The organism is Zhongshania antarctica, assembly GCF_014202945.1.
Classification (GTDB): Bacteria; Pseudomonadota; Gammaproteobacteria; order Pseudomonadales; family Spongiibacteraceae; genus Spongiibacter; species Spongiibacter antarcticus.
This window is the reverse complement of the sequence record NZ_JACHHW010000005.1, coordinates 1-16123: the sequence shown is the minus strand read 5'-3', so window position 1 is coordinate 16123 and position 16123 is coordinate 1. Positions and strand designations below refer to the sequence as shown.

The following is a 16123-nucleotide window of genomic DNA, read 5'->3' as shown; positions in this document are numbered from 1 at the left end:
AACACAAAGCCAATAATAAATAGCCAGATTAAATGGTGGCGATACCAAAGATTGCTGCCCTCATAGAGCCAGCGGCCCATCGTTGGGGCATACACAAAAGCAAAAATTGATAATAAAAGCAGGGGAGACTGAATTTGCATGGCGACCGAGACGCGTTCACTGTCGGCATGATGTTACTGGAGGTGCGCGGAAACTGCAAAGAATGCTGCGCATGGTGGTTATTTTGTGTTGTTAAACAGCATCGATGTGTCTGCTGGCCGGTATGTCTTGGGGGCGCCAGTGCGCGGTGGCCCAGGCCAGTAGTGCAGCGCTATCCGTGATGGTGTCGGGGGCCGAGCTTTGCTGTAAATAGCGTAGTGCGCTGCGGAGATTGTCGATGGCGCGGCTGTCATCGAGCGCGGGGGCAAAACTTTGCTTGCTAAGCTTTTGGCCATCGTTGCCGACAATGACAGGTATGTGGCAGTAGCGAGCCGCGTTAAAACCAAGGGCTTTTTGTAGGTGAATTTGCCAGGCACTGGCATCGAGCAAATCTACCCCGCGCACGATATCGGTAATCCCCTGTTCGGCATCGTCGACCACGACGGCGAGCTGGTAGGCATAGAGGCCGTCTTTGCGTTTTAAGACGGGGTCGCCGATGTCCGCTTGGGCGCGACGCTGGCTGCCTTGGATGCGATCTTCAAAATGGATTGTTTCATTGGGTGTGCGCAGGCGAATAGCTGAGCTGCCGGGGTTGCCCGGATGGCGGCAGGCACCAATGTGTAGTCCCTGACTCGGAGCGAGCTGGCGACGGGAGCAGTTACAGTAATAAGCTAGGTTGTTGTCGAGAAGTTGTTGCAGATACGTATCGTAAGCTGCGCTGCGCTGGCTTTGCCAGAAGATGTCACCATCCCATATTAGGCCATGACTAACGAGGCTGTTGATGATTTGCTGGGCGGCGCCCGCTTGCTCTCGAGGTGGGTCAATGTCTTCCATACGCAGCAGCCATTGGCCGCGATTGGCGCGAGCGTCTAAATAGCTGGCCAGTGCAGTAACGAGTGAGCCGATATGCAGTGGCCCGCTGGGCGACGGCGCAAACCGGCCCATATACGTGCTATAGGGGGATGACATTCAGGGTGTTGTGGGCGGCGGGCCGCCCAGCAGTTTTAGCCGCGTTCCTGGCGTTCTTTGATTTCATCAAGGGTCTTGCAGTCTATGCATAGCGTTGCCGTAGGGCGTGCTTCTAGCCGCTTGATACCGATATCAACGCCGCAGGTATTGCAGTAGCCGTAATCGTCTTCGTCAATTAAATTGATGGTCGAGTCGATTTTCTTGATTAATTTGCGTTCGCGGTCACGTGTTCGGAGCTCAAGGCTGAACTCTTCTTCTTGTGTGGCACGGTCAGCAGGGTCAGGAAAATTAGCCGCTTCGTCCTTCATATGACTCACAGTGCGATCCACTTCTTCCATTAATTCTGCTTTCCAATTGAGCAGGATCTGGCGGAAGTGTTCCTTCTGCTTGTCGTTCATATACTCTTCGCCCTTTTTTTCTACATAAGGAACGAAGGTCTTCAAATTCTCAGTTGTACTCTGCTGTGCAGGCATGGTTGGCCCTCTTTTTACAAGCCGTTAACCGCAAACCGCGGGCATGCGCGGCGACGCTGTGCCGCCAAATCGGCAAAACTACCAGATATGGGCCAGCTACGCCACACGAAATTGCGGATTAAGGCGTGATCTGAATATTTCATTACGCTGTTGTGATGATGTTAAGCCGCGAGGGATAAAGTTACACTCCTATTTTTTGTCATAGGAAGAGTATAGGTGAGTAAATCCTTTGCGCGTCGTTTAGCTGATATTGAGCCGTTTAGAGTGGTTGAGGTGCTGACCCGCGCTAAGGCATTGGCGGCTGCGGGGCGAGATATTATTCATATGGAGGCGGGCGAGCCTGATTTCAGTAGCGCTGAGCCGATTATTCGCGCCGCCAAGGCCTCGTTAGACCGAGGGGAAACGAGTTATACCCCGGCGGCGGGTATTCCTGCGCTGCGTCAAGCAATTGCCAAATACTACAAGCAGGATCACGGCTTAGATATTGCTCCCGAGCGAATTATGATCACCCCAGGGGCATCTGGCGCATTGTTGCTGCTGGCGGGTTTATTAATTAACCCCGGTGATGGCATGTTGATGACGGATCCCGGTTACCCCTGTAATCGCCATTTTTTACGTTTGGTTGAGGGGGAGGGGCAGTTGGTACCAGTGGGGCCAGAAGATCGTTTTCAGCTCAGCGCCGAAAAAGCTGAGCAGCACTGGCAGCCGAATACCAAGGGCATTATGGTGGCTTCACCCGCCAATCCGAGTGGAGAAATACTCACCGCGCCGCAGTTGCGCGATTTGCACAGCCTGTGCGAGCGCAAAGAGGGTTATTTAATTGTTGATGAAATCTACCATGGCCTGAATTATGGAGTAGATGCGCCGAGTATTTTGTCTATTACCGACCAAGCTTTTGTTATTAATAGTTTTTCTAAGTACTTTGGTATGACTGGCTGGCGCTTGGGATGGCTGGTTGCACCGGAAGCGGCCGTGCCCGAACTGGAGAAGTTAGCTCAGAATCTGTTTATCTCTATGTCGACTATGGCTCAGCATGCGGCGCTGGCTGCGTTTGAACCCGAGACGCGGCTTATTCTCAACGAGCGTCGCGATGAATTTGCTCGGCGCCGGGATTATTTGCTGCCGGAGCTCAGGAGCCTAGGGTTTGAAATTCCCCACTGTCCGGACGGGGCCTTATACCTCTATGCCGGAATTAAACGCTTTAAGATGAAGAGCCCAGAGTTTTGTCGTTCACTGCTTGAAGATCACGGGATCGCTATTACCCCAGGCGAGGACTTTGGGCGCTATCGCGCTGACGAGCATGTGCGCTTTGCCTATACCACCGGCATGCCGCGTTTGGTTGAGGGCGTGGCGCGTTTGCGTAAGCTTTACGGCTGAGGCTTGTCATAGAATTGCACGCCTAGCTCGCCAGGGGCATTATCTGCACGCTCGGCGAGGGCGGTGGCCATAGACTGGGCAATCGCAGTGGCGCGCTGTTTCATCGCGTCGCAGCGTGGGCCGCAGAATTGCGCGTCAATACTGAGGTTGAGTAAATGCAGCCAGCGGTGAAAGTGGTGTGGACCCAACGCTGCTTGCTGGTGTAGCTGCTGATGACGTTTAAATAATTCACCGTGATAAACCCGTTCCGACAGTAATTGCTGCACCCAAAAATCAGTGACTTTCGGTAGGTGGTGCTCTAGCGAAAAGTGCATGATATCGGTGAAATAAAAACCAATTATCTTGTCGCTGAGTACCTGCTCATAAAAGTGCCTGAGCAACATTTCGATATCGCTGCGGCTGCAGATGTCTTGCGTGCGGTTGTCAGTCATAATGTTGTTATTGAGCAAAGCAGAGTTGGTCTTGGCGTATCATATACTGTTTGCCTAACTGAGTGCGGCTTAGCGGTCGAGGATTCGTGCAGCAAAATAGAGGAGTAGGCTTTGAAAAGAAGCAGCGAAGAAGCGCTTGCTCTGCAGCAAATAATAACGCGATTAGATGGTTTTAAACCTCGTCAGCGCTGGTGGCGGCGCTGGGTGAAGCGTTCAGCCGTGGCGCTGATATTACGTGAATTAGACGACCATATTGAAGTGCTAATGATTAAACGCGCTGACCGCGAGGGCGACCCGTGGTCTGGGCATATGGCGTTTCCCGGCGGCCGCATGGATCGTCAAGACGTGACGGGTTTGCGCACCGCTATTCGCGAAACCGAAGAAGAGACCGGTATTTATCTCGACAAGGCTGGGCACTGCATTGGTCGACTGTCTGACATCGTTAGTCGGCCGCATTCTGGTCGTCAGCCTATGGTCGTCACCCCCTATGTTTTTCGCTTGCACACAGCGGTCAGTATTGAGCCAAACCATGAGGTCGCTGAGGCCGTGTGGGTGCCGCTGCGGTTTTTGATGGCGAGCGGTAATCGCGAGACTATGGAGTGGGGCCGGGGCAAATTACACCTGGTTCTCCCCTGTTATTTTTATGAAAAGCGTCGGATCTGGGGCATGTCGCTGAAAATGCTCGATGAGCTACTCGGCCTGATCTGAGCTTTGTTCGCCGGTGTTGTCTGTTGCACCATGGGTCTCTAAGCCCGAGCGAAGATCTGGCCGCACTGGGCTGAATTGCTCGTCGCTTTCTTGCTCCGGTTCGGGAAGGAGGTTGCGCTGGTCTTCCCATAGAAACATTTTCGTCTCGTTGAGTAATTTGCGCGCCTCGCTTTGGGGTCTAGCGGCTTCAGTGATGGCCTCGTCTGGCAGCAGTTTTTGTAACCACGCTTTAAACACCGCCATAATGACCGGGGTTTTCTTGGGGTCGAGGTATTGCCAGCGTGAGCCATCAAGAATATTGCCAGACACTCGCTGTTCTTTTACCGGAAGCCAGTAAACTCCGCAGCTCGACAGACTAAAGTCGTCTTGGCGACCAAAGCTGATATTGGCCTTGAACGGATTGAAGGCGTCCTCTGGTGGGTTGTCGATGCGCTGTAGCGCCATAATCCATTGACTGCCGGGGGGGAACTCTTTGGCCTCGGGGCGGCATAAATTGTCTTTTTTACCCCAAATTCGAATTTGCTCGCGGTAGTCATTGCCTTGAATAATTTCTTTGATGTTTAAGTCAAAGCCGTTGCCTTGGCTGCGTTCAACTTCGCCATAAACCACGAGATCGGCGTTGGTATAAACGGTCTTAAAAGGCCCCTGCCACAGACATTCGCAGGCGAGGGTGGTCGCACTAAAGAGTAAGCTGATAATGGCGACCGCGATCTTCAATGGTTTTCCTCGAACTGATTGATTTGATTTGGTTGACGCAAATACCAATAATATACTGCTTAGACGGGTATTTTAATGGGGCCAATAAAAAAGGGTGCAGCCAGCGCTACACCCTTTGTCGTTGTGCTCGGCCGGTATTAGATGTCGATCACAACGCCAAGGAAGTAACCGTCAACAGTCACATTGGCTTCTTCGTTGTCGTCTTCTAGCTGAACGTCAAAATTGCGGTAGCCCAGCTCAAGACCCAAAATGCCAAGCTCATAGCCTAGGGCTAGGGTCATGTCGGTGACTTTGTTGTCGCCGTAGGCAATAACATTGCCAAGGGCTGAGGCGTAGAGGCCGGTTAGCGGCAATTCAAAACGGGCGTTTACATAGGCCATGGGCAGTGGCGCGTCGATTTCGATAGAGCCCTCGTCACCAGTGGTTTGATTTTTAATACGAACCTCGCCGTCGAACATACGCACGGTTAAACCGACGTCTAGGTTCACCCAGTTGTCGAGGATTTCGTAGTAAAATGTGCCGTCAGTGTGAGTTAGGTCTGTTGTGGAGTCGACGGTGTTTGTAGCGGCATAGCCTTTGCCGTCAAATGTAAAGCTGCGGTTTAGGGTGTTTGTTTCAGATATGTCTAAGGCGGTGTGCTGCAGGCGGATATTTGGGAGTACGGGCACGGGGTGCTCTAGCGCAACGTAAAAACTTTTGCCGGTTTCGTCGTCGTAGCCGAGGTCGTCATTCATATCAATGCTTTGTGAACCTGCTTTCACATCACCGTCCCAGCTCTGCTTCCACATATAGGCGCCGGCGGTAGCGCCAACAATATCGGCCTGGCTGCTTACTGAAGCGCTAGCGGCAAGTATGGCCAGTGCGATAAGTCTTTTTTGCATGATTTATTCCCCTTGGTATTTTTTTAATACTTTAATTATTTCGCGTTGTTCCAACCATAGTACCTGTCTGTGACAGGGTAAATACTAGTTGTTCAGTAATAATGCCATGTCCTTGGCGAAATAGGTCAGAATGCCGTCGGCGCCAGCGCGCTTAAAGGCGAGTAAGGACTCAGCCATGACCGAGTTTTTGTCGAGCCAGCCATTTTGAAATGCTGCGCAGTGCATGGCGTACTCGCCGCTCACTTGGTAGGCGTAAGTGGGTACTGCCAGCTCGTCTTTTACTCGGCGAATTATGTCGAGGTAGGGCATGCCGGGTTTGACCATAATCATGTCAGCACCTTCGGCAAGGTCTAGCGCGCATTCGTGCAGGGCTTCGTCGCTATTGGCGGGGTCCATTTGGTAATTGTATTTATTGCCACTACCGAGATTGCCTGCTGATCCGACGGCGTCACGAAAGGGCCCGTAATAGGCCGAGGCGTATTTGGCGGCGTAGCTCAGTATGCAGGTGTTGATGTGACCGTTGCTCTCAAGGGTGTGACGAATGGCGCCGATGCGGCCGTCCATCATGTCCGAGGGGGCAACGATATCGGCGCCGGCATTGGCCTGGGCTTCCGCCTGCTTGCACAGGGTTTCGACGGTGCGGTCATTGAGTACATAACCGCTGGCGTCAATGATGCCGTCTTGGCCGTGGGTAGTGTAGGGGTCGAGGGCAACGTCAGTGATAATGCCGAGTTCTGGTGTGGCGTCTTTAATGGCTTTGATGGCCCGCTGCGCCAAACCGTCGGGGTTGTATGCCTCTTCCGCGAATAAGGACTTTTTGTCGGCGCCAACCACGGGGAACAGGGCAATTGCGGGAATGCCCAGCGCGGCTAGCTGCTTGGCTTCGGCGACCAGTAAGTCGATGCTTAAACGCTCAATGCCAGGCATGGAGCCGACGGCTTGGCGCTCATTGCTGCCCTCGCAAACAAACATGGGGTAGATTAGGTCGTTGACAGTAAGCTGGTTTTCGCGCATTAAACGTCGCGAGAAATCATTGGCGCGCAGGCGCCGCATGCGAGTGGCGGGGAAGGCGCCGCGGTGGAGTGACTTACTCATAGCTGGCTCTCAGTTTAAGTTGGCGAAAACGCGTTCGGCTATATTCAGTGTGTCGGCAATATCTTGGTCGCTGTGAGCGGCGGATAAAAAGCCGGCCTCGTAGGATGCAGGGGCCAGATAAACGCCGCCTGCCAACATGCCGTGGAAAAAGCGATTAAAACGCTCGATATCGCAGGCCATGACTTGCTGATAATTAGTGACGTGCTCGGCGTCGGTAAAAAACATCCCAAACATAGTGCCCACATGGTTGCTGGTCATGGCGATGCCAGCGGCCGAAGCGCGTTCGCGCAGGCCCTTAATTAATTTGTCGGTTTGCTGGAAAAGTGGCTCGTAAAACCCGGCTTTCTCGATGTGTTCTAACATGCATAAGCCCGCCGCCATGGCGACGGGGTTGCCGGACAAGGTACCCGCTTGGTACACCGGCCCGCTGGGGGCGATATGGCTCATGATTTCACGCTTGCCGCCAAAGGCTGCGACTGGCATGCCACCGCCAATAACTTTGCCTAGGCAGGTGATGTCGGCGGTCACACCGTAATAACCTTGGGCACCTTGCAGGCCTAGGCGGAAACCGGTCATCACCTCATCAATAATCAGCACGCTGCCGCTTTTGTCGCAGCACTCGCGCAGGCACTCTAAAAAGCCCGGAATCGGCGGCACGCAGTTCATATTGCCGGCGACGGGTTCCACAATAATGCAGGCTATTTGCTCGCCGAATTCTTTGAAAGCAGCTTGCACACCCTCAATGTCGTTATAGGTGAGGGTAATAGTGTGCTCTGCCAATGCGGCCGGAACGCCGGGCGAACTGGGCACGCCAAGGGTTAGCGCGCCAGAACCGGCTTTAATTAGCAGCGAGTCTGAGTGGCCGTGGTAGCAGCCTTCAAATTTTATAATTTTGTCACGGCCGGTGTAGCCCCGTGCCAAACGAATTGCGCTCATGGTGGCTTCGGTGCCGGAGTTCACCATGCGCACCATGTCCATGCCGGGCATGATGCCGCAAATTTTAGCGGCGAGTTGGGTTTCGATTTCAGTGGGGGCGCCGAAACTCAGGCCTTTTTGTAACTGCTCGGTGACTCTTGCAATGATGGCGGGGTGGGCGTGGCCGAGCAGCATTGGACCCCATGACAGTACGTAGTCGATGTATTTTTTGCCGTCGACGTCAAAAAGGTAAGGGCCTTTGGCGTGGTCGATAAAGCGCGGGATACCACCGACGGCTTTAAAGGCGCGGACCGGGCTGTTAACACCGCCGGGGATAAATTGGCGTGCGACTTCAAATAACTGTTCTGAGCTGCTCATAAAAAGGCTTCTTGTATTAAATAAATGAAATTCGGCGACATCGGTAGGCTATTATCCCGCGCCGAGCGCTGGCTTAAAAGGGTTTCAGCACGGCGAGTAGCACAATGGCAAACAAGGCGAAAACTGGTGCTTCGTTAAACCATCGATAAAAAACATGTCGGCGCTGATTTTGGTCGCTGGCAAAGACTTTAACAAGGTGACCGCAATACAGGTGGTAGGCGATCAGCCCGACGACAAACACCAGTTTTAACTGCAGCCAGCCAGCTTGGAGATAATAGTTGGGCTGCTGATAAATCATGAGTGCGCCAAAGACCACGGTTAAAATGGCAAAGGGAGTGACAAAGCGATAGAGCTTACGCTCCATGATCTTGAGTTGATCGCGGGTGGCTTGATCCTCGCTCATGGCGTGGTAAACAAATAATCTGGGCAGGTAAAAAATACCGGCAAACCAGCAGATAACGGCAATGATATGAAAGGCCTTCAGCCAGAGCATCGGAGGCATCCTGTTGGGGTGGCAAAATTACATGTGTCGGCGCTGGGTGTGCCAAGTGATTTAGCATACAATATCCCTTAGCCAAATGCGGCCCGCCGCAAGTTTTTTTCGTGCTGAATCTCATTCTGAGCGTTGGTTTTTGCGCTACTGCCTGCACAGGCCCCTTAATATTATGACGACCAACAGGAAACGCACCCGAACTGCTCGCAGGCTTCGTCTGTGGTGGGTTTTGGGCAATCGGCATACTCGTCGTCAACTCGGTACGGTTGAAGACTGGAAAACCCGTGGGGTTTTTTGGTTGGGCGCTTTAACCGTTGGCTTAGTCATTCAGGGCTTTGCTTGGCTGTCAGAAGAAAGCTACGGCCTCACTGAAACTATGTTTGCCTATAACCCCTACCTGTTTTTGCTGATTACGCCGCTGGGCTTGGTCGGGATTGTGTGGGTGATGAATAAAGGCGGGAAGGCTTCGCGGGGGAGCGGTATTCCCCAGGTGTTACTCGCCCACAAGCAAAGCTACCACTGGTTGCGAGGACCATTCTTATCGCTGCGGGTGGCAACGCTAAAGGTTTTGCTTACCTGCGCCGGCTTGTTGGTTGGGGCGACGGTGGGGCGAGAGGGGCCAAGCGTGCATGTTGGTGCGGCAATCATGTATAAATTTGGCTGCTGGGCAAAACTCAAGCAGCGGCAAGTGGAAAGCAGTTTGATCGTTGCCGGCGGCGCGGCGGGCGTGTCGGCAGCCTTTAATGCGCCCTTGGCGGGTATTGTATTTGCCATTGAAGAGTTGCAGCAGTCGATGGAGGCGCGTACCACGGGTACCTTTATCATGGCAATCATCCTGTCGGGGGTGGTGGTATTGGCCTTTGCTGGGCATTACAGCTACTTTGGCGTGCCAGAAGTTTCCGCCATGCCGTTTGCTTATTACCCCTATATTATCGGTGTAAGCGCGGCCTGCGGTTTAATGGGCGGTTTGTTTAGTGTGCTGCTGGTGCAGGGTAACCGTGCCATTGCGCCGCTGGTTCAGCAATGGCCGCTGCGGGTCGCGTTTTGCATCGGTTTGGTGCTCGCGGTGATGGCCATTTTATCTGGCGGTTTAACCATGGGTAGTGGCTATGTGGAAGCTAAGGCGCTACTGGCGGGAGAGGACGAGGCAAGCTGGCTCACGGCTGTCGGCAAAATGCTGGCAACCTTGCTAACCTATTTTAGTGGTATTCCCGGCGGGATTTTTTCGCCAAGCTTGGCGGCGGGGGCGGAGTTAGGTTCCGCAATGGGTACGCTGTTCCCGCAGGTGCCTGCGGTGTCATTGATTTTGGTGGGCATGGCGAGTTACTTTGCAGGTGTTGTACAGCGGCCAATTACAGCCTTTGTGATTGTGCTGGAGTTGACCGGCAATAACCACGATATACTGCCGGCGCTAATGGTGAGCGCGCTGACGGCAACGGCGGTATCGAAATTAATTATGCCAGAACCGGTCTATCATGTATTGGCTAAGGATTTGCTGCGTGGCTGGGAGCATTTACTTCGCGATAAAGCGGAGCCGTTGCCAGCAGCGCAGGTAGAAGAAGTGCAAATCACTAAATAATATTCGGTGAATGAAGGAGAGTTTAGGTGTTAAAAGTCGGAATTGTAGGTGGTACGGGTTATACCGGCGTGGAGTTGCTGCGTTTGTTGTCGACGCATGCCGAGGCCGAAGTGGTGATGATTACCTCGCGCGCGGAAGAGGGTGTGTCGGTTGACGAGCTGTTCCCCAGTTTGCGCGGGGCGATGGACCTGCGGTTTTCGACGCCAGATGTGAAATTGCTTGCGACGTGCGACGTGGTGTTCTTTGCGACGCCCCACAATGTTGCCATGAATATGGTGCCGGAATTACTGGCGGCGGGAACTCGTGTTATCGACTTGTCCGCTGACTTCCGTATCACTGATGCTGACTTGTGGTCTAAGTGGTATCACGAAACGCATGTTTGCCCCGATGTTCTGGCCACTGCAGTTTACGGCTTACCCGAGCGCAACGCTGAAAAAATCCGCAGCGCGAAGTTAATTGCTTGTCCTGGCTGCTACCCCACGGCGGTGCAGTTAGGTCTCATTCCGCTACTGGAAGAGAAGCTGGTTGATCCTAGTCGCTTAATTGTCAGTGCGGCCTCAGGGGTTAGCGGTGCTGGGCGTCAGGCTAAGATCGATAATTTGTTTACGGAATTGTCAGAGAGTTTTAAGGCTTATGGGGTTGGCGGTCATCGTCACCTGCCTGAAATTGAACAAGAATTGGCGCTCGCGGCGAAAGGGCCAGTGGGTTTAACGTTCACGCCACATCTGCTCCCTCAGGTGCGGGGTATTCACGCCACCATGTATGCTGAGATGATCGACCCAGCGGTGCCCTTAGATGAAATACAGTTTTTGTTTGAAAAGCGCTACGCAGATGCACCTTTTGTTGATGTGATGCACCTGGGGAGCACGCCTCAGACGCGCACGGTGCGTGGTAGTAATATGTGCCGCATAGCGCTGTATCGCCCTCAAAATAGGGACACGCTTGTGGTCCTCTCGGCGATCGATAATTTGGTTAAAGGAGCTTCGGGGCAGGCTATTCAAAATATGAACTTGATGTTCGGTTTACCCGAAACCATGGGTTTACAGGGTTTGGCCTTGATGCCATAGGCGGTTCCCTTAAAACCGGCTTAGGGCCTGCTACAAGGAAAGTAGTGGTGGTTAATTCTTGACTGATTTAGTCGGGAATTGGATAATCACCCTATTTACGACGCCAAGCGGCGTCGTTGGTTTGTGAGGTGGACTATGTCTGCAGTTGAACAATTTACCCCCACAGTGCTGACCTTGACGGATCGGGCTGTGGCGAAGGTAAAAAATTTGGTGGCTGAAGAGGCCAATGACGATCTAAAGTTACGCGTGTTCGTCACCGGTGGTGGCTGCTCGGGTTTTCAGTACGGTTTTACTTTTGACGAACTCGCTGAAGAAGACGATACCTTGGTGGAGCGAGATGGTGTTGTGGTACTGGTTGACCCTCTGAGCTACCAGTATATAGATGGTGCTCAGCTAGATTATACCGAAGGCTTAGAGGGTTCGCGCTTTGTAGTTAGCAATCCCAATGCCAGTACAACCTGCGGCTGTGGCTCTTCGTTCTCGGTTTAACTTCTCGGTATCGTTAGCCGGGATACACCGCGCCTAATATGCGCGGTCCTTTGGCGCCCGTCACCGCGGGCACATTGCCAGCTAAACCCATAATATTCTGTTTTGCCAGCCAGGCGAAGGCCGCAGCTTCTACCCAGTCTGGGTGAATTTCTAAGGCTTCTGTTGTAGCCACTTTACGGTCAGCTAAGAGCGCTTGAATTCGAGAGAAGAGTGCATGGTTGGCGCTGCCGCCCCCGCAAATAAAAACCTCAGAATCCTTTTGGCTGCATCGGCCTATGGCGTCACAAATACTGCGCGCAGTGAGTTCGAGTAATGTCGCCTGAACATCTGCTGGCGGTATGCGTGGAAGTGATTCCAGAGCGTTAAGCAGTTGCACTAAATTAAATTGTTCGCGGCCAGTGCTTTTGGGGCCGTGCACCGCGTAATAAGGGTCTTGTAGCAAGGTCTCTAAGAGGTCTTGATTCAGTTTTCCGCTTTGCGCCCATGCGCCATCCCGATCAAAGGCATGGCCTTGGCAATGCATTATCCAGCTGTCCATTAGAATATTGCCGGGGCCAGTGTCAAAACCAATTACCTTGCCATCGGCTTTTAGTAGGCTAATGTTCGCCATGCCGCCAATATTGACAATCAAGCGCTCTATGCCTGCTTGGCCGAATGCGGCAACGTGAAAGGCGGGGACTAGCGGAGCGCCCTGGCCGCCAGCGGCAATATCCCGGCGACGGAAATCGGCAACAGTGGTAATACCCGAAATTTCAGCAATGGTATTGGGGTCTCCAATTTGCAGGGTAAACGCAATGTCGCTAGCGCGCTGCTCGTCGGGTGGCCGGTGACGAACGGTTTGGCCATGGCTGCCAATGGCGCGTATTGCTGAGGGAGAGATTCCTGCGGATTGGCACAAATCGAGCGCGGCTTGCGCGAAAATGCTGCCCAATTCACGATCAAGCCTGCCGAGTAATTCAATTTCTTTGCTGGTGCCGTCACAGAGTTCAAGTATTTGCGCTTTGACAGCCAGCGGTAATGCGCTCGAAATGCTGTGCACCAGCTCGATGTGGTCTTCATCGCTACTGATTAATGTGGCGTCAATCGCATCTAGGCTGGTGCCCGACATGAGGCCAATATAGTAGTGTTTGCTCATTAGCCTGCATCAACGCCGGTGTAGTTGCGCTGCGCCGCATAGGTTCTGAGTTGCAGCTGCATGCCAGCTATTTGCGCTTTGAATTCAGGCATGGCGCCAGCGGCCACTTTTTTGGGCGCGGGCAATTGTTTTACGATAGTCGCTGGATTGCGGTGCACGCCGTTGAGTAAAAATTCGTAGTGTAAGTGGGGGCCGGTGGCGTAACCGGTTGATCCAACCCAGCCGATTGTTTCCCGCTGCCGAACGCGATCGCCTTTCGAGACGGCCCGTTTGTGCAGGTGCAAGTATTTGGTCATATACGCTTCGCCGTGCTTAATAAACACGTAGTTACCATTGGCTTTTGAATAGCCTGCGTCGGCGACGCGGCCATCGCCGGCGGCGTACACGGGTGTGCCTCGGGGGGCTGCGTAATCAACCCCTCGGTGGGGGCGCACGGTTTTAAATACCGGGTGCAGGCGTTTGGGGTTGAAGCCCGAGCTGATGCGGGTGAAATCCAGGGGGGCGCGCAAGAAGGCTTTGCGCATGCTTTCGCCCGCTTCGGAGAAGTAGTCGACTTCGCCTTGCTTGTTGATATAGCGGTAGGCTTCAAAGGATTTACCGCGGTTAAAGTACTGCGCGGCGAGAATTTGGCCACTACTCAGTAATTCGCCGTTTAAGTACAGCTCTTCATAGATAACAATAAAGTAGTCATCTTTGCGTACATCGTAAACAAAGTCTAAAACCCCACCAAAAATATTGGCGAGTTCCATGATAATGCCTTGGCTAACGCCTGCATCTTGGGCGGCTCTATATAAGGAAGACGTGATCGTGGCGCTGGCAACGCGTTGACGAATTTCCGGTGTTTCGGTCATCTTGGTGGTGGTGAAGCCGGTGACACCGCGTTCAAAGACAATACTGTTTAGCTTGTCTATCTGGAAGCTCATTGCCTCAAGTTGGCCGTCGTCGCTAATTTTGAAAGACAGCTTTTGGCCCGGCCGAATTTTATTGAGGGCCTTGGCTTTGGCGGAGCTGCTCACTAGTTCGTGGAGGTCTTGGGGGCTGAGGTCGGCGCGACTAAATATGGCTGAGAGAGAGTCGCCATTTTTAACTGGGATTTCCTTCCACGCTTGTTCTGTAACAACGGGTGCTACTTCAGGCGCGGTGCTGACTCTGCTTGGTGTGAGTTCCAAGTCGAGGGGGATGGCGGTGCGCTTGGCTTCGGCATTTTCGCCCGGCAATAAGAGTAGCGCTAACCCTAGGGCAATAAGTGTCGATGCTGCCAGCGCTAAATGGCGACGGGGAAACTTGCCTGCGGGTGATTTGCGCATGGCATGCCGTTTGGGAATCCAGTTCTGCATAGTTTCGCTACTTCATACCTTGCTGGTGATTTTTTGCTCAGTATAACAAATGTACAGTGCTGCAAAAGTTCGTATTAACCGAAAGTTAAAGTAGATTCTAGCTTGTGGGCGCGGGCCTGTCAGCCTTTCTCGGTTTGCATTTCAGTTTGGTTGTTGTATCTTGCCGCCTTCTCAATCAGTTTCTTGGTGTCGCAAGCGCCTTATGTGTAGGTTGCTTGCGCTTTTCCTTTGATGAAGGTCGACGGTATGACAGCGGTAAATGCAGAATTACTCACGGAATTAGAAGCGCGCGGCTTGGTCGCGCAAATGACGGGTGAAAATGGTCTGTCAGAGTATTTGTCCAGTGAGATGCGCACCCTCTATTGTGGCTTTGATCCAACAGCGGATAGTCTTCATATCGGTCACTTAGTGCCTTTGTTGGCGCTGCGACGCTTCCAGCAGGCTGGCCATAAGCCGATCGCCTTGGTGGGCGGTGCTACGGGCTTAATAGGTGATCCAAGCTTTAAGGCTCAGGAGCGCCAGCTGAATACGCCGGATATTGTCGCTAACTGGGCGGATAGGCTAAAAGGCCAGGTGTCGCGCTTTATCGATTTTGACAGCGGCGAGAATGCGGCGGAAGTAGCTAATAATCTAGATTGGTTTGGTCAAATGTCGGCGCTGGAGTTTTTGCGGGATATCGGTAAGCACTTTACTATTAATAATATGATCGCCAAAGAGTCGGTTAAACAGCGCCTTAATAGAGAGGGCTCCGGGATCTCCTTTACGGAGTTCAGTTACTCCTTATTGCAGGGCATGGATTTTTCCGAGCTGTATAAGCGTAATGGTTGCACCTTACAGTTGGGCGGCTCGGATCAATGGGGCAATATCATTGCGGGGGTGGACCTCACTCGTCGTCAACACGGCGTTGCAGTTCATGGTTTAACCATGCCGTTGGTGACGAAGTCCGACGGCACCAAATTCGGTAAAACGGAATCAGGCACCGTATGGCTCGATCCGGCCAAAACCTCTCCTTATGCCTTTTACCAGTTTTGGTTGGGGACGGCAGATGCCGACGTGTATAAATTCTTGCGTTACTTTACCTTTCTGTCGCTCGCAGAGATTGACGCAATAGAACAGGCGGATAAGGAAGCGGGTCGCCCCGGTGCTCAGCGCATTCTTGCTGAGCAGATGACGAGCCTGATCCATGGTGATGAGGAGTTGGCTGGCGCGCAGCGTATAACCGAAGCGTTGTTCTCGGGTGATTTGGCAGAGTTGTCGGCCAGCGACCTCGCGCAATTGCAATTAGATGGTTTGCCTACCGCTATATTAGACAGAAGTGAGCTGCTTGATCGGCCGCTTACTCAGCTATTGGCTGATATCGGTATGGGGGCAGGTAAGCAAATTAAAGACGCCCTAGGTCGCAATGCGGTTCAGGTGAATGCTATGGCGGTAGGTTTGGAAGACAATATGGCTGCCGAATCGGTGTTTGCAGCAGCTAATGCGCTGTTTGATAAGTACTACGTTATTAAGCTCGGTAAAAAGAAGTATCAAATGCTGGTCTTTAAGTGATCAATTGTTGCGGATAACTGCATGATATTTAGCCGATTTGTTCGTTAAGTGTACGTCTTTGCAAGTATTTCAAAATGATTGCAGAAGTGTGTTGACTCCTAAAGCTGCGCGTCTATAATGCGCCTCCTCAACAGCTGACGCGGACCTCACCGAGGTGGAGCAAGCAGTAAAACGAAGCGGTTGAGGTGGTGAGAAAGTTTAAAAAACTACTTGCTACGGAGGCTGAGATGTATATAATACGCCTCCTCGCTTAAGGACAAGAGCTTAAGCGGATATCAAAACCCCGGCGGTTTTGAGTTATTTAACAAGACAAGATTAGACAATTCGTGTGGGTGCTTGTTGGTTGAGATTGCGACAGCAATTTTCAGAAACAAGTGACCTACATAAATGCAG

The 16123-nt window shown here is 52.6% G+C and carries 16 protein-coding genes; 6 read left to right on the top strand and 10 right to left on the bottom strand.

Going from position 1 to position 16123, the window contains the following annotated elements:
* Positions 1–231 precede the first annotated feature (231 nt).
* Both gluQRS and dksA read right to left on the bottom strand, forming a co-directional pair.
* Positions 232–1107 (bottom strand): tRNA glutamyl-Q(34) synthetase GluQRS, encoded by an 876-nt coding sequence (gene gluQRS / locus HNQ57_RS09360; protein ID WP_226968305.1) that lies wholly within the window; start codon positions 1105–1107, stop codon positions 232–234.
* 35 nt (positions 1108–1142) lie between these two features.
* Complete coding sequence (gene dksA / locus HNQ57_RS09355) at positions 1143–1580, bottom strand: RNA polymerase-binding protein DksA (RefSeq protein WP_184462461.1); 438 nt, start codon at positions 1578–1580, stop codon at positions 1143–1145.
* A 216-nt stretch (positions 1581–1796) separates the two neighbouring features.
* Here dksA and HNQ57_RS09350 point away from each other — a divergent pair, with 216 nt between their 5' ends.
* Positions 1797–2957: a pyridoxal phosphate-dependent aminotransferase gene (locus tag HNQ57_RS09350; protein ID WP_184462460.1), complete on the top strand. Its 1161-nt coding sequence runs from the start codon at positions 1797–1799 to the stop codon at positions 2955–2957.
* Here the strand turns inward: HNQ57_RS09350 and HNQ57_RS09345 are convergent.
* Positions 2948–3388, bottom strand: coding sequence for a group III truncated hemoglobin (locus HNQ57_RS09345; RefSeq protein WP_184462459.1), 441 nt, complete (start codon positions 3386–3388; stop codon positions 2948–2950). The two genes, HNQ57_RS09350 and HNQ57_RS09345, sit on opposite strands and share 10 nt — an antisense overlap.
* A 111-nt stretch (positions 3389–3499) precedes the next feature.
* On the opposite strand from HNQ57_RS09345, the gene HNQ57_RS09340 reads away from it, so the two are divergent.
* Positions 3500–4096, top strand: coding sequence for an NUDIX hydrolase (locus tag HNQ57_RS09340; protein ID WP_184462458.1), 597 nt, complete (start codon positions 3500–3502; stop codon positions 4094–4096).
* On the opposite strand, the gene HNQ57_RS09335 is transcribed toward HNQ57_RS09340, so the two are convergent.
* The 5 genes from HNQ57_RS09335 to hemJ form a co-directional block, all read right to left on the bottom strand.
* Positions 4079–4813 (bottom strand): hypothetical protein, encoded by a 735-nt coding sequence (locus HNQ57_RS09335; RefSeq protein WP_184462457.1) that lies wholly within the window; start codon positions 4811–4813, stop codon positions 4079–4081. The two genes, HNQ57_RS09340 and HNQ57_RS09335, sit on opposite strands and share 18 nt — an antisense overlap.
* Before the next feature lie 137 nt (positions 4814–4950).
* Positions 4951–5694 carry a TIGR04219 family outer membrane beta-barrel protein gene (locus tag HNQ57_RS09330; protein WP_184462456.1) on the bottom strand — a complete coding sequence of 248 codons (744 nt, stop codon included), beginning with the start codon at positions 5692–5694 and terminating at the stop codon, positions 4951–4953.
* An 84-nt stretch (positions 5695–5778) separates the two neighbouring features.
* A complete protein-coding gene (gene hemB / locus HNQ57_RS09325; RefSeq protein WP_184462455.1) occupies positions 5779–6789 on the bottom strand; it encodes a porphobilinogen synthase in 1011 nt (336 codons plus the stop codon).
* 9 nt (positions 6790–6798) lie between these two features.
* Positions 6799–8082, bottom strand: a complete 1284-nt coding sequence (hemL, locus tag HNQ57_RS09320) for a glutamate-1-semialdehyde 2,1-aminomutase (RefSeq protein ID WP_184462454.1) — start codon at positions 8080–8082, stop codon at positions 6799–6801.
* Positions 8083–8155: 73 nt separating this feature from the next.
* Positions 8156–8575 (bottom strand): protoporphyrinogen oxidase HemJ, encoded by a 420-nt coding sequence (hemJ, locus tag HNQ57_RS09315; protein WP_184462453.1) that lies wholly within the window; start codon positions 8573–8575, stop codon positions 8156–8158.
* A 172-nt stretch (positions 8576–8747) separates the two neighbouring features.
* Between hemJ and HNQ57_RS09310 the strand changes: the two genes are divergently transcribed.
* The 3 genes from HNQ57_RS09310 (at position 8748) to erpA (ending at position 11710) form a co-directional block, all read left to right on the top strand.
* The gene (locus HNQ57_RS09310) at positions 8748–10154 is read left to right on the top strand and encodes a chloride channel protein (protein WP_226968304.1); all 1407 of its coding nucleotides are present in this window, start codon (positions 8748–8750) and stop codon (positions 10152–10154) included.
* Between the two features lie 26 nt (positions 10155–10180).
* Positions 10181–11221, top strand: a complete 1041-nt coding sequence (argC, locus tag HNQ57_RS09305) for an N-acetyl-gamma-glutamyl-phosphate reductase (protein WP_184462452.1) — start codon at positions 10181–10183, stop codon at positions 11219–11221.
* A 135-nt stretch (positions 11222–11356) separates the two neighbouring features.
* Positions 11357–11710, top strand: a complete 354-nt coding sequence (gene erpA / locus HNQ57_RS09300; protein WP_008251315.1) for an iron-sulfur cluster insertion protein ErpA — start codon at positions 11357–11359, stop codon at positions 11708–11710.
* A gap of 13 nt (positions 11711–11723) precedes the next feature.
* Here erpA and HNQ57_RS09295 read toward each other — a convergent pair whose 3' ends face one another.
* Together HNQ57_RS09295 and HNQ57_RS09290 are read right to left on the bottom strand one after the other, a co-directional pair.
* Complete coding sequence (locus HNQ57_RS09295) at positions 11724–12845, bottom strand: anhydro-N-acetylmuramic acid kinase (RefSeq protein WP_184462451.1); 1122 nt, start codon at positions 12843–12845, stop codon at positions 11724–11726.
* Positions 12845–14182 carry a peptidoglycan DD-metalloendopeptidase family protein gene (locus HNQ57_RS09290; RefSeq protein ID WP_184462450.1) on the bottom strand — a complete coding sequence of 446 codons (1338 nt, stop codon included), beginning with the start codon at positions 14180–14182 and terminating at the stop codon, positions 12845–12847. The genes HNQ57_RS09295 and HNQ57_RS09290 overlap by 1 nt, the downstream gene beginning before the upstream one ends.
* A gap of 246 nt (positions 14183–14428) precedes the next feature.
* Here HNQ57_RS09290 and tyrS point away from each other — a divergent pair, with 246 nt between their 5' ends.
* Positions 14429–15730: a tyrosine--tRNA ligase gene (gene tyrS, locus HNQ57_RS09285; RefSeq protein ID WP_184462449.1), complete on the top strand. Its 1302-nt coding sequence runs from the start codon at positions 14429–14431 to the stop codon at positions 15728–15730.
* Positions 15731–16123: the final 393 nt, after the last annotated feature.